The sequence below is a fragment of the Bradyrhizobium sp. USDA 4503 genome (assembly GCF_054055815.1).
The window spans coordinates 2,845,304-2,858,256 of record NZ_JBSRXS010000001.1 but is presented as its reverse complement, the minus strand read 5'-3'; the positions used below and the strand labels follow the sequence as shown (position 1 = coordinate 2,858,256).

General features: G+C 64.3%; 11 protein-coding genes. 5 read left to right on the top strand and 6 right to left on the bottom strand.

What is annotated here, in order from left to right; genetic code table 11:
* Positions 1 to 131: 131 nt before the first annotated feature.
* Positions 132 to 584, bottom strand: a complete 453-nt coding sequence (locus ACVMIH_RS14005) for a hypothetical protein (RefSeq protein ID WP_057018357.1) — start codon at positions 582 to 584, stop codon at positions 132 to 134.
* A gap of 159 nt (positions 585 to 743) precedes the next feature.
* On the opposite strand from ACVMIH_RS14005, the gene ACVMIH_RS14000 reads away from it, so the two are divergent.
* The 3 genes from ACVMIH_RS14000 (at position 744) to ACVMIH_RS13990 (ending at position 4,644) form a co-directional block, all read left to right on the top strand.
* The gene (locus ACVMIH_RS14000; protein WP_456862230.1) at positions 744 to 971 is read left to right on the top strand and encodes a hypothetical protein; all 228 of its coding nucleotides are present in this window, start codon (positions 744 to 746) and stop codon (positions 969 to 971) included.
* A 129-nt stretch (positions 972 to 1,100) separates the two neighbouring features.
* Positions 1,101 to 2,549, top strand: coding sequence for a caspase family protein (locus tag ACVMIH_RS13995; RefSeq protein ID WP_456862228.1), 1,449 nt, complete (start codon positions 1,101 to 1,103; stop codon positions 2,547 to 2,549).
* A 70-nt stretch (positions 2,550 to 2,619) separates the two neighbouring features.
* Positions 2,620 to 4,644 carry a pyrroloquinoline quinone-dependent dehydrogenase gene (locus ACVMIH_RS13990; protein ID WP_456862226.1) on the top strand — a complete coding sequence of 675 codons (2,025 nt, stop codon included), beginning with the start codon at positions 2,620 to 2,622 and terminating at the stop codon, positions 4,642 to 4,644.
* Between the two features lie 400 nt (positions 4,645 to 5,044).
* On the opposite strand, the gene ACVMIH_RS13985 is transcribed toward ACVMIH_RS13990, so the two are convergent.
* A complete protein-coding gene (locus ACVMIH_RS13985) occupies positions 5,045 to 7,600 on the bottom strand; it encodes a hypothetical protein (protein WP_456862224.1) in 2,556 nt (851 codons plus the stop codon).
* 1,187 nt (positions 7,601 to 8,787) lie between these two features.
* On the opposite strand from ACVMIH_RS13985, the gene ACVMIH_RS13980 reads away from it, so the two are divergent.
* Entirely contained in the window at positions 8,788 to 9,081 is a 294-nt protein-coding gene (locus ACVMIH_RS13980) for an HdeA/HdeB family chaperone (protein ID WP_050387706.1), read from the top strand.
* Positions 9,082 to 9,220: 139 nt separating this feature from the next.
* Here ACVMIH_RS13980 and ACVMIH_RS13975 read toward each other — a convergent pair whose 3' ends face one another.
* From ACVMIH_RS13975 to ACVMIH_RS13960, 4 genes are all read right to left on the bottom strand, one after another.
* Positions 9,221 to 9,523 carry an integrase core domain-containing protein gene (locus ACVMIH_RS13975; RefSeq protein ID WP_456866482.1) on the bottom strand — a complete coding sequence of 101 codons (303 nt, stop codon included), beginning with the start codon at positions 9,521 to 9,523 and terminating at the stop codon, positions 9,221 to 9,223.
* A 126-nt stretch (positions 9,524 to 9,649) separates the two neighbouring features.
* Entirely contained in the window at positions 9,650 to 10,213 is a 564-nt protein-coding gene (locus ACVMIH_RS13970; protein ID WP_456862221.1) for a helix-turn-helix domain-containing protein, read from the bottom strand.
* A gap of 267 nt (positions 10,214 to 10,480) precedes the next feature.
* Complete coding sequence (locus tag ACVMIH_RS13965) at positions 10,481 to 10,945, bottom strand: PaaI family thioesterase (protein ID WP_456862219.1); 465 nt, start codon at positions 10,943 to 10,945, stop codon at positions 10,481 to 10,483.
* A 33-nt stretch (positions 10,946 to 10,978) separates the two neighbouring features.
* Positions 10,979 to 12,454, bottom strand: coding sequence for an amidase (locus ACVMIH_RS13960; protein ID WP_456862217.1), 1,476 nt, complete (start codon positions 12,452 to 12,454; stop codon positions 10,979 to 10,981).
* A gap of 218 nt (positions 12,455 to 12,672) precedes the next feature.
* On the opposite strand from ACVMIH_RS13960, the gene ACVMIH_RS13955 reads away from it, so the two are divergent.
* Positions 12,673 to 12,804 (top strand): hypothetical protein, encoded by a 132-nt coding sequence (locus ACVMIH_RS13955; RefSeq protein WP_057018364.1) that lies wholly within the window; start codon positions 12,673 to 12,675, stop codon positions 12,802 to 12,804.
* Positions 12,805 to 12,953 lie beyond the last annotated feature (149 nt).

The window sequence follows — 12,953 nt, the reverse complement described above, 5'->3', positions numbered from 1 at the left end:
GCCTTGCGTTCGTCAGGGCAATGCTAGCGGAAAGAAATGGAAAATGCCGTTGAGGCCATCGGGCAATTTGAGCGGTCGTGTTAACGGGCCGTTCAACATGCCGGTGTGCGGCGGCCCGGCCGGCTCAAGCGCTAGGGTTTGGCGCCCCGCTGCGCTTCCGCCGCAACGGTGCTCTCGACCGGCTCGTAAGTCTCCGTCACGCAATTGTCGTCGGCTCCGACCTGCCGGCGATCGAAAATCGAGCCTTCATTGATGAAGACGCGATAGGTCTGCGTCCCCAGCGGCTTGCCGATCACCGATGTCAGTTCGGCGCGCACGCATGCGGTCCAGCCGGTGCCGCGCGGGTCGTGCAGCGGGGCGGAGACCCGCACATGGGTCGGCTGTGAACCGGCCGTGAACACCGAATCCAGCTTGCCCGCGACCAGCCGTTTGACGTCCGGAGGCATCTCGAGCGGCGCCGGCTCCGAGGCCTTGACCTTCAAGGCCTCCGGCCACACCGCATGGCTGTCCGCCAGGCCGCAGCCACTCAATATTAAGGCGGCGCCGGCCAGCAGCGCCGCCAGATGTACTTGTCCCTGTCCCATTCAGCGCATTTAATGTGCCGCCGTCAGGATTGCGCCCCCTGGTGGCGCTGAATTCGCGTGAGGCGGCGCTTTGTCGATCAACAAATGTCGAGCGACAAGTTATCGTTGGGGTAGAGGTATTACCGGATGTTGCTGCGGCGGCGGGGGAGACAGACTGACATGAAACGCTTCACGGTTGCTGCCGTCATCCTGGCGCTGCTCGCGACACCCACCCTGGCCCAGGGCCGGCGAGGGGGCGCTGGAGGCGATACGAAGACGGAGCAAAAGCCCAAGGTCGACGAGAAGGCCTACAAGGCCGCGCTCGATCGGATCCCCGAGCCCAAGGAGAAATACGATCCCTGGGGTGTCACCAAGCCGGCAGCGGATCCGGCCAAGAAGCCGAAATAGCCGGCCTCACCAGGTCTCGGCGGCCATTCGACATTCGACCGGCGTCGGTCGGCAGCACATTTGCCGCAAGGCATGAACCTTGGCCTGACGGCCTCCGACCCATCTTCGATGTCATTGTCGGAGGCCGCCATGCTTCGCCGTTCGCTCCTCAGCCTGATCGTTCCGGCAGCGATCCTGCTCGGCGCCGTGCCGGCGTCGGCGGAAAACCGGCTGGCGCTGGTGATCGGGCAGTCGGCCTACAAGTCGGTGCCCGCGCTGCCGAATCCGGCCAACGACGCCAAGGCTGTGTCGCAAATGCTGACCGATGCCGGATTTGCGGTGACGGCCGCATCGGACCTGTCGCAGGACGAGATGCGCGCACGGCTCAGCGATTTCGCTGGCCAGGTGGCGGCGAAAGGCGCCGATACCGTGGCGCTGGTGTTCTATGCCGGGCATGGCCTGCAGATCGACGGCGAGAACTATCTGGTGCCGGTCGATGTCGATCCGAAGCGCGAGGCTGATATCCCGATCCAGGCGGTTCGGCTCAACGACGTCCTGAATACGCTCACCTCAGTTCCGAGTCGGATGCGCATCGTGCTGCTCGATGCCTGCCGCAACAATCCTTTCCCGGAGCTCAGCAAGACCGCGGGGCACGGGCTCGCCATCGTCGATGCCAGGGTCGGCGCGCCCGGCACGTTTGTCTCGTTCTCGACCTCGCCGGGAGCGGAAGCCGAGGACGGCAGCGGCGCCAACAGCCCCTACACTACCGCGTTGCTGGCCTCGGCCAAGGAGCCGGGCATCCCGATCGAGGACACCTTCAAGCGCGTTCGCCTCGCGGTGAACAGGGCAACCGACGGTCGCCAGACGCCGTGGGACTCGTCCTCGCTCACCGACGACTTCCGTTTCATGGTGGGGACAGCGGCGTCGCCCGCAGTGACGCCGCCACCGGCCGCGGCCAAACGCACGGTCGACGAATGGAAGCGCGAGTTGCAGGGCAAGCCGATCGAGGCCGCGAACGAACTGATGGTGGTCGATGGCTCCGACGAATCCTATGAGGCCTTCGCCGCGATCTTCGCCGGCACGCCGCGCGGCCTGCAGGCGCGCGACTGGCTCGACCGGCATCGCCGCATGGTGGCGTGGAATAACGCTGTTCTCGCCAACACGGCCGCGGCCTATCGCGGTTTCCTCGCGCAATATCCTGACACCGACCTGACAGCGACCGCGCGCAAGATGATCGAACGGCTGCGCTACCGTCCCGATCCGGCGCCCGCCGTCGCGCTCAGCGTGCCCGCGACCAGCGTCGCGCTGGCGGCGCCGACCTGTCCCTGCAACGCGGCGCCGCCGCAACAGCCGCTGCAGCAGAGGGCCAATGCGCCGGTGAAAAAGCGTGCCGATCCCGATCCGCCGCGGCGCGCGGGCAAGCGCCCGCCGCGCGTCGTCGTTGAGGACGACGTCGTGGTGGTGCGCCGTCCGCCTCCAACCGTGGTCTACGAGCCTGCCGGACCGCCGATCGGAATCGGAATCGGGATCGGCATCGGCGGCGGCGGTGGTGGTTATCGCGGCAACTACGGCGGCGGCTATCGCCGGGGTGGATACTGACGCGACGATCGCGTAAATGCTTTCCCGCATGAGATGCGGCGCCCGGTGATCGCATCCTGGGGAGGACGCGATGCGGTCGCTGTTTTGCCTGCTTGCCGCGCTGCTGCTGTGTGGTCAGCCGGCGCGCGCCTGGGAGTATTGGGGCGGCGACCGCGGCGGACAACGCTTCTCGCCGCTGACGCAGATCACATCGGACAATGTCGGCAAGCTGCTGCGCGGCTGGGAATTCCGCACCGGCGATCTCGATACTCGCCCGCCCGAGGTCATGAAGCGCACCAAGTTCGAGGTGACGCCGCTGTTCGTCGAGGACAGCCTGATCCTCTGCACGCCGTTCAACGAAGTGATCGCGCTCGATCCCGGCACCGGTGCGCAGAAATGGCGTTTCGATCCGAAGATCAGCATGGCGCAGCGGCCGGCCAATCGCTTTGTCTGCCGCGGCGTCGCGTACTGGACGGATGATCGCGCGGCGGAAGGCATGGCCTGCAGGTCACGCATCTTCACCGGCACCAACGACAGGCGCCTGATCGCGCTCGATGCCCGAACCGGCAAGCCTTGCGCCGATTTCGGCAACGGTGGCGAGATCAGGATCGACATTGGCATGAAGCTGGAATGGCCGGGCGAGTTCCAGATCACGTCGGCGCCGGTGACGGGACGCGGCGTGGTCGTGGTCGGGTCCGCGATCGGCGACAACCGGCGGGTCGACGCGCCGCTCGGCGCGGTGCGCGGCTTCGATGCGCGAACCGGACAGCCGCGCTGGAGCTTCGATCCGCTCGTGCACAATGGCGTCGAGGCCGGCCACAGCAATGTCTGGGCGCCGATGTCGGTGGACGAGGAGCGCGGCCTGGTGTTCCTGCCGACGACATCGCCCAGTCCGGACTTCTGGGGCGGCAAGCGCCCCGGCAATGACGAGCACGCCAATTCCGTGGTCGCGCTGCGGATCGAGACCGGCGAACTCGCATGGGCATTCCAGACCGTGCATCACGACGTCTGGGACTACGACCTGCCGGCGCAGCCGACGCTGGCGCGGATCGACACCGGCGATGATCAACGCGACGTCGTGATCCAGCCGACCAAGCAGGGCTTTGTCTTCGTGCTCGATCGCGACACCGGCAAGCCGGTGTGGCCGGTCGAGGAGCGCGCGGTGCCGCAGAACGGTGCCGTGGGCGAGAGGCTGTCGCCGACGCAGCCGTTCCCGACCCATGTGCCGCCGCTGCTGACGCAGCGGATGACGGCCGATGATGTCGCCGGTCTGTTGCCGGGCATCGGGAGCCCGGCTTGCGAGAAGCTGTTCGCGCAATCCCGTAATGAGGGCCTTTACACGCCGCCGTCGACGCTAGGCACCGTGATCTATCCGATGACAGGCGGCGGGGTGAACTGGGGCGGCGCGGCGTTCGATCCGGTCAATCAGCTCCTCTACGCCAATGTCAGTCATGCGGCGCACATCGTCACACTGATTCCACGCGACCAGGCCAAGGGCTTCAATCCGCCGCCGGGTCATGAATTCGGCCAGCAGGAAGGGGCGCCGTTCGCGATGTCGCGGGCGCTGGCGAAGTCGGCGGTCGGGTCGCCCTGCAACAAGCCGCCATGGGGCGAGACGGTGGCGGTCGATCTCAAGGCCGGCAAGATCCTCTGGCATTCGTCGGTCGGCACCAGCGAGGATCTCGCGCCGCTCGGCATCGCGCTCAATACCGGCACGCCGCTGGTCAACGGCGTCGCGATCACCGCGGGCGGCCTGGTGTTCACCGGCGCGATGGATGCCTATCTGCGCGCGTTCGATGCCAGGTCGGGAAAGCAGCTGTGGCTCGGCCGGCTTCCGGTGCCGGGCGTCGCCAATCCGATGACCTATCTCTGGAAGGGCGAGCAGTACGTCGTGATCGGCGCCGGCGGCCATTCCGAAGCCGGCACCTCAATCGGCGATAGCGTGGTGGCATTTCGCCTGCCGCGCCAGGGCGAGGGGGTGTCGTTGTGGACCCGCCTGATCGATCGGCCCGGCGGGCGGTTCACCGCCAAGGCTGTGGCCGCCGGTCTCGTGCTCGTCGCCCTCGTTGCGCTGTTCTGGCGCTGGCGGCGGAGCCGCTGCTCGCGATCCGCTTAGGTGCTCGCTGCCGCAGGTGCGCGCCGCCAAAATATCGAAAACAACCCCATGCAAAGGTGCCGGCAGCTGCCGGCGTTCGAAAAGCAACTTGACACGTCGGGCAACTCAGGGTTACTTTTCTACTATTCCGAAATGGTGCAAGCGTCGCCTCGCTCCGCTAAAGCGGGATGAAGTCAGGTTGAATCGGCCTGGCGGCATTCGCTGCATCTCCTCCCGCAACCGGAGAGGGAGCGCAGGTTGTTCGCGGATGCAATTGAACCTGGGGCGTGGACCCGTAAATCCGGGACATCGCTTCCGAGACGAAATGCGGACACGCCGCGCAGACCGCGGGGATGTCACCTTGCGGACCAACTTCGCCGCCTCCGATTGGTCCGGTGTTGGGTGCAGTCCGGACTTCTCATCAACGATCCTCGATCGCCACATTTGACCCATCTCGGACATTCGGTAGGGTTGCCGCGGGCAGGCTTCTCGCACGAGCGTTCGCGCGCCATCGCTCGGGGAGGCTCTGCGGCGTGGCGGCCGGTTTCCACTGCAGGGACACGACCCAGTTGTCGAAGACCGTGTTGAAGCTCCCGGACTGGTACGAGAAGTTCTCGCCCGCCGGCCAAAAGTAGCCGGCATCGGCTGCGTAGGTAAAGAGCGTCCAGGTATGGGGCTTCTTCCAGAACGCGTTGCCGCCGTCCGGGTCCCCGTCGAGGGCGCTGAAGTCGAGGAAGAGCCAGAGAGGTGCATTCTTGGTGCCGAGGTTCGTATCCGGCGAGTTGAACTGCAGCGCGTTCCAGTAGATCCCAGGTCCGGCTCCGGGATCAGCATCGTCCACGAGCTTCTGCAGCCGCCAATAGAAGCTCGCGTCGCCGGTCATAGTGGTCTCGCCGGTGAACGTGATCAGGCCAGCCTGCGGGCCTGACTGGATGATGCCGCTGATCGAGGTGGTCCCGCTGATTGTTCCGCTCCCTTGTAGCATGCCGCCGGGAGCAGGCGAATCGGTGCCGGTCGCTGCAATGGTGACCGGGCCCGAGACCGTCCCACCGTTCATGAACAGTGTGCCCGACTCGCCGACAACAATCGCGCCGGTCACCGTGCCGGCGACCTCCAGCGTCGCCGCGTAGGATACCAGCACCTCGCCGGCACCCGTTGCTGATCCACCGGTACCGCCGGCAATCAGCGTACCCCCATTGACCCTGATCAGACCGGAAAGCATGCGGCTGCTGTCTGCGCTCAGGGTCAGCGTGCCGGGACCGAAGATCGTCAGGCCCGCCGATCCCTCGATGGCGGCTGCGATCTGCGAACTACCGCCGGTAGCATTGGTGTAGATCAGGCCTTCTGCCGCGCCGAACGAAAGGCTCGCAGTAGCGATGCTGCCGCCGTTCATGATGAGGCCCGCGGCGTCGCCGCTCGCCTGGCTTCCGACCAGAATGCTCGCATCGCCGCCCGTAATCGCCCCGCCGTTCACTTCGAGCGCCGCCACCTGCGGCACGCCGCCGCTCTCGACCGCCTGGCTGTCGACGACCTCGTAGACGGCATCGGCCGGAACGTCGTTGATGCTGACATCGGTCGACGACACGGTCGCCGCGCTCGCGAAGCCCTCGGAGGGCGAATAGGTCAGGAACTTGCCCGAGCTGGCCGCGTCGTCGTCCTCTCCGAGAATGTAGGGAGCGACGATCCCGTTCATGACGATGGGCAGGTTTGCTCCCGTTCCTGCCACGAACACCTGTTGCGTCAGCCCAAGCTGGGCCATGCCGCCGCCCGGCACGATAACAAGAGTTCCGCCGGAGTTGCGGACAATGTTCGTCAGGGTACCGTCGTCATTGCCCCCGATTACGACGCGATAGTTGCCGCTTCCGGAAAGTTGCAAGGCGCCTCCCGTAGAGCCGATGACGAACGTCGCCAGAGATCCCGAGGCGATCTGCACATCGACCGTCGCGCCGTCCGAACGAAGCTCGAGTATTCCGCCGTTCGTCACCGTCACTCTGAAGCTGCCAAATGGTGTGCCCGATGTCCGGGTACTTGCCAGCGTCCCCGCGCCTACGGTGTTGTGTCCTATCAGCTGGTTTGTGTTGGTGAGCAGGAGCGTGCCTTCGCCGTATTTGTGCAGGCCGCCCAGCCCGGAGATCGGCGCGACGACGGTCAGCGTGCCACCGTTCGTGTTGATGACCTTAGGCTGGTTGATCGTCCAGGTGCTGGGTTCATATCCGGATGTCGAGGGCAGCGCCGACTGCGAGATCGCCCAAGCTTGCCCCTGCCAGAGCACGGCGTAGACGCCCCACCCGGTGAGCGCGTCGGTGACGACCTGGCTGTAGTCTTCGGAGGGTAGCGGCAGATTTTCCAGCGTCCATCCGCTGGGCATTTGCGCGATCTGGACGGTCTGCGGATTGCTAGACGGGAGGTTGGGTACGTTCTCGAACGAGGCGGGGAAAGCGTTGTTGATGGTGATCGTGCCACCCGTCAGGTTCACCGTGAGCGGCGCGAGGACGTGGCCGCCGTTATTTTCCATGTATCCCTTCGTCGTCTGGGAAACGGAATACCAGCCAACCGCGAAATTGGCCAAGACGATCGTCTGCGGACTCTCGGACACGTTCGGGGCCAACTGATCGGCGAGCCACGCGAGGCCCGGATTAGAAGTGCCCGTCAAATTATAAAGATCAGGCCCGATTCCGCAGGCCGACAGATAGTCGGCCATCCCGCTCGTCATGCCGTCCACGAAGCTGCCGCTCTCGCTCGACGTCCGCATCAAGCCCGCGACCACCCTTTCCAGGTTGATCGCCACGGGGTCGTCCTCGCCGTTGTAGACCACAGGAGCAACCTGCGTGAAGCCGTTTGCCGACAGCCAGTAAAGGCCCATGACCATCGACGTCGGGCCGCAATAGGCTTCACCGTCCCCCGGCAGGCTCTGCCCGAAGGGCCCGAAATCGGTCTGGATGATCGAAGGCGTGCTCTTGATGGGGTCTTTCCACATGGGGCTGGTCCACTCCTGTCCGACAAAGGCCACGGTACGCGCTTGACCCGCAGGTTAATGTCCCGTTAATTGCGGGACACAACTTGTGAATACTTTAGCGTGTCAATACACTCAAAGAGTGTAGAGCGGAATCTTGAAAGTACGCAAGCTGGGTCTCCAGCTTGGCCGGCAGGGACGGCTTAGGAGTTCAAGCGCGGGCGCCGAGCGGCAGCATGTTCATCGTGAGTGGCGCATATCTGCCACCAGCGGCGATGTCCTGCGGCAGGGCCTGATACCAGGTGGTGTCGCGGCCGGTCCGTGTAACGCGAACGTCTACTTCTGAGGCGTGCTGCGAATCCTGGAAGTGGCACCTTTGAGATATGGCGACCGGCTCTGAAGATGTCCGTTCATTGGGGTAGACCGGAAGTACCCGACTGATTGCTAAAACGGCGCCTTTGACCCGAAGCGGACTATCAATGTTTGACGCGCTCGATAGCTAGCGACTGGAGAAGCGAGATGTCGCTCATTTTATGCCTACTCGCCATTGTGCTAATCGGCATTGCCAGATGGGGTTTCATGTCCGTCATGAGCGAGCTGGGAAAGTGGTATCCCCAAGAGCCGGTGGATACGATTTCCCGCAGGTTCGAGGTTGATGGCTTCGTCTGGAGCTCCCGCGCTCCGCGCGCACTGCGCCGCCGGTTTGTTGTGACACAGGCGTGCGCAATCCCTGCGTTTCTGTGCTTGGCGGCACTTGTTTGGCTGAATGAGACAAGCCCTAATGTCCGTGTCTGGGGGACGATAGCATTCTGTTCTATGTCGCTTTTCCTTGCCGGCTCTCTTACCTGGAAGGTCATTCGGCGCGGAGTGTGATCGCGCCATTTTTGAACCGCAGGACTGGTATTGGGCCCTGAGCGGACATTCAACGCAGCATCGCCGATGTCGGCTTTTGAGAGCGACACCGACCTCGCTATCCCCGCTCGCATACACTGGATTCTCGACTACACGCCCTGTTCTCATCACGCTTTAGCGCGGGCGCCGTCGCAAATCAGAAACACGAATTCTCAAGCCGTGCAGCGAAGCGATGTGCGGACTGATTTGCGCGATGCCGTGCTTGCGTTCGATGTAACGCATCGCTTACGAGGTCGCGGACGGAGCCGCCGGGCTTCGGGCGACCGGTTCATTCCAAATCATTGCCCAAGGAGATTGCGATGAAGATCACTGCCTCGATCATGCTTGCCGCGGCGCTCGCGCTGTCGTCGGCACCGGCCAGCGCCACCGTCCTCGATCTCTCGACCATGACCTGCAAACAGTTCGTCGACGGTGGCGACGACACCATCAAGATGGTGCTTGTCTGGATGGACGGCTGGTACAAGGGCGATTCCGACGAGGCGATCATCGACACCGACGTGTTCACCGAGAACGCCAAGAAGTTCGGCACCTATTGCGGAAAGAATCCGACCATCAGCATCGTCAACGCGGCGGAGGCCGTGCTCGGCAAGTAAATCTAGCAGCGTGGTTGGTCTGAACCTTCATGGTGAGACGCGCGATACGCGCGTCTCTGTACGATGCTTCGCATCGCCAGGCGAACCGTGAGGCCGGGCTGGTAGCCTCGTCCTTCGAGACGCCTGCTGCGCAAGCTCCTCAGGATGACGGGATTGAAGGCGGGACAACATGTCCGACGTCGTCCCTGCTTTCGTGTTCGGTCCCGTGTGATTGGCGAGGGCCTGGATTGGCGCCAGGTAGCCGAGGCATTTGAGGCGGGTCCGATTGTAGTCGTGGACGAACTTGGCGATGAAGGTGTCGCGGTCGGCGTGGTTGACAAAGGTACGGCGCGCGCTGCCCCGTTTGTGTTTCGCGGCCAATGGCTTCGGCGATGCGCCGGTTGAAGCGTTCGACGAGGCCGTTGGTCTGCGGATGGTAGGGCTTGGTCAGGCGATGCTGGATGCCGCACTGTCGGCAGAGTTGATCAAAGGGGTGGTCGCCGGAAGGCTTCCCGGGCGGCTTGTTCTTCTTGTCGACGGCGAAGCGGTCGGTGAACTCGGCACCGTTTTCGGTGAGGATAGTGTGAACCTAGTGCGGAAAATCAGCCAGGAAGCGCTTAAGGAAACCGGTCGCGGTCGCTCCGTCCCGCCTGGAATGGACCTCGATAAAGACGTAGCGGGTGGCTCGGTCGATGGCGACAAAGGCATAGCTGGTGCGGCGCTGCAGTGCCGGCAGATACTTCACGTCGATATGGATGAAGCCGATACTGGCATTCTCGAAGACGCCGGCTTTGGGCTTGTCAGGCTTGGCAAGCCGGCTGATGCCGTTGCGCTGCAGGCAGCGGTGAATAGCACTACGGGACAGCTTGGCGTTGATGCATCGCCGCATCACCTCAACGATGTCGTCCAGCGGCAATTGGAGCGATGTCCGTAGTTCACAAACGGCCCTTTCTTCAACCGCGGAGAGGCTGGTCGTGAGGTTCTTCGGCCGGTGCGAGCGGTCTTCGACCGTCGTGCGGCTGCGCCAGCGATAAATCGTGGTCTCGCTGACCCCCAGTTCGGCCGCCAACTGAGCGACCGACTTCCGGCTGCGCTGGATGTAGGCACGTGTCTTCGGCGTCGTCGTGGCGTTCGCGTGCAAGCTCAGTTCCATGACACGAGGCGCTCCCTAACAAAGGCCACGCCTCGTTCTACACCGATTCCATCCAACCAATCTGCAGGGACCAAACACGAAAGCAGGGACCCATAACCACAGGGTTTAATTGTTGAGGAAGGCTGTGGCCGCAGCCCTGCGCAACAATGGTCTTCGGTGGTTATGGGTCCCGGCTTTCGCCGGGACGACACTGAATTTTTGGTGCCGCTCCTCCGCCATACATTCACATCCTTCAGGATGAGATAGACCGGCCATGATGCGAGGGGCCTATCCCGGCAGCATCGCGAAGGCGCTCGACACCATCGCCACCGGTTTGTTGTCGGTGGCGGAGGATAGCGTGACGCGGCCGAAGCTCATGGTGCGGCCGAGCCGGACCACGCGGGCGTCGGCCAGCACGTCGGACGCCGTCACCGCGCGCATGAAGTGCGTGGTCTGGTCGACCGTCGTCATCGGCCGATAGCCCTTGTTGGCCGCGAGGTTGGCGAGCACCATCGCGGTGTCGGCGAACGCCATCAAGGCCTGGCCGCAGACGATGCCGCCATTGCGGCACAACCGCTCGGAAAACGGCATGCGCAGGATGGCGCCGGGCTGCCAGTCGGCATCGCCGCCGGCAGGCGGCGCGATGTCGAACTGCTCGACCGCCAGATTGAGGTCCTGCACCCATGGCGCAAAGACGTCGCCGAGCACGCGTTTCGCGTCGTCGATCCCGAATTCCCCGGCTTGCTGCTGCATGACGTCCCGTTCCTCTGTTGATCCTATATTGCTCTAGTGGCGCGTGACATGCACGCGTGGCGTCTTGCCGTCATTCCACTTGCCGTCGATCGCCCGTTCGATCTGGGCGGCGAGCTGCAGCAACAGCCCGTCACTCGCTTGCTTTCCGATCGCCTGGATGCCGAGCGGCAGGCCGTGCTCGTTGGTCGCGAGCGGCAGCGAGATCGCGGGGATGCCGCAGAGATTGGCGAGCGGCGTGAAGGCGAAGTTGCGCCACAGATTGCCGAACCAGTCCAGCACCGACGGATTGTCGGAGATGGTGAGATATTCCGTGGTGCCGACCTTCGGCGTCGGCAGTGCCGTGATCGGCGTCAGGATGATGTCCCAGTCCTCGAAGAAGGCGCCGAAGCCGCGCGAGGTGGTGTTGAAGACGGCCTGCATGCGGGCGCGATCGGCGAAGCTGAAGTCGCGGCCATGCTCCCAGATGCGGACGTTGATCGGCTCGATCAGCTCCGCCGGCGGCCGCTCCAGCCCGCGCGCGGCGAGCATGTTGCCGATCACGACGGCGAAATTGCCGATGTAGCAGGTGGTCTGCGCCGCGAAGGCTTCCCGATAGTCGATCGACGGCAATGCGTAATCGACCTGATGGCCGAGGCCTTCGAGGAAGCGGCCGACCCGTTCGAGTTCGGCTGTGATGTGCGGCGTCGCGCGATAGTCGCCCCATGTGTGCGACAGCGCGATTCTGAGCCGGCCGGGGTCGCGCGCGATCATTGCGGCATATGGCTCGGGCGAGGTCCAGAACGGCATGAACTCGCCGGGCGCAGGTCCCCGGCAGGCATCGACGAAGCCAGCGGTGTCGCGCACCGTGCGCGACTGGCAGCCCTGGATCGAGACCAGCCCGGTGAGATCGGACAGATGCGGCGCGAGCGAGAACACGCCGCGCGAGACTTTCAGGCCGATATTGCCGTTGACCCCGGCGGGAATGCGGATCGAGCCGCCGCCGTCGGTCGCATGCGCGATTGGCACCGCACCGGCGGCGACCATCGCCGCGCTGCCTGCCGACGAGCCGCAGGTGGTGTAGTCGGTGTTCCAGGGATTGCGCGTGACATAGACCGCGGGATTTTCCGCCGAGCTGCAGACCCCGAACTCCGGCGTCGTGGTGCGGCCGATCAAATTGAGCCCGGCCTTGCGCATCTTCGCGGTCAGGAAGGTATCCGCCGCGGCGCGATTGCCGCGCATCATCAGCGAGCCCATCTCCTGCAGCCGTCCCTTCAGGGTCGGGCCGAGGTCCTTCATCAGGAAGGGCAGGCCGGCGAACGGGCCGTCGAGGTCGGCGCCGTCGCGCGCCGGATCGGCGATCACATCGTCGAACAGCTCGACGACGCCGGAGAGCGCGGGATCGACCTTGGTGACGGCGCTGGCTGCCTGCGACGCCAGCTCACGGGGCGTCAGCTCGCCGGACCTGACGCGCTCCGCGAGCGCCGTCCCGTCGTGCTGCGTCCACTCGTCCCAGCTCATCGCCAAAGTCATTTGATCGATTCCTTTTCTGCTTTGTTGCGCAGTGTAATTTGCGCGGCCGCCCGGTCAAACCAGTGCGCGCCGGCAGCCCGTCCGACGCGTGCTCGCGCTCCGACGCGCACTGCGCTGCGCTCCGACGCGCACTGCGCTGCGCTGCAAGTGCCGTGCCCGGCTTGAAAATGCCCCAGTTTCGGCGCCCAGTCGCCTGCTCGCGAGTGGTGGGGGCGTACATGTTCCGCAGGTTGGTGGTGCTCGGCGGCGTGATTGCGATCGGACTTGCGCTCAGCGGTTGCACGCGCTGCGGTCCGATCTGGGACGACTGGATGCAGTCGCCGAAATCCTGCAAGTCAGACCATCTCTAGGGGCATGATCCGGAAAAGTGGAAACCGGTTTTCCGAAAAAGATCATGCTCAAACAAAGAGATGAGAACATGATGCGATTCCGCGGAAACGCATCGTGTTCGGGGCCGGAGCAGGCGCGCTTGGCGGCGGCTTTCTTGCGGTGATATACC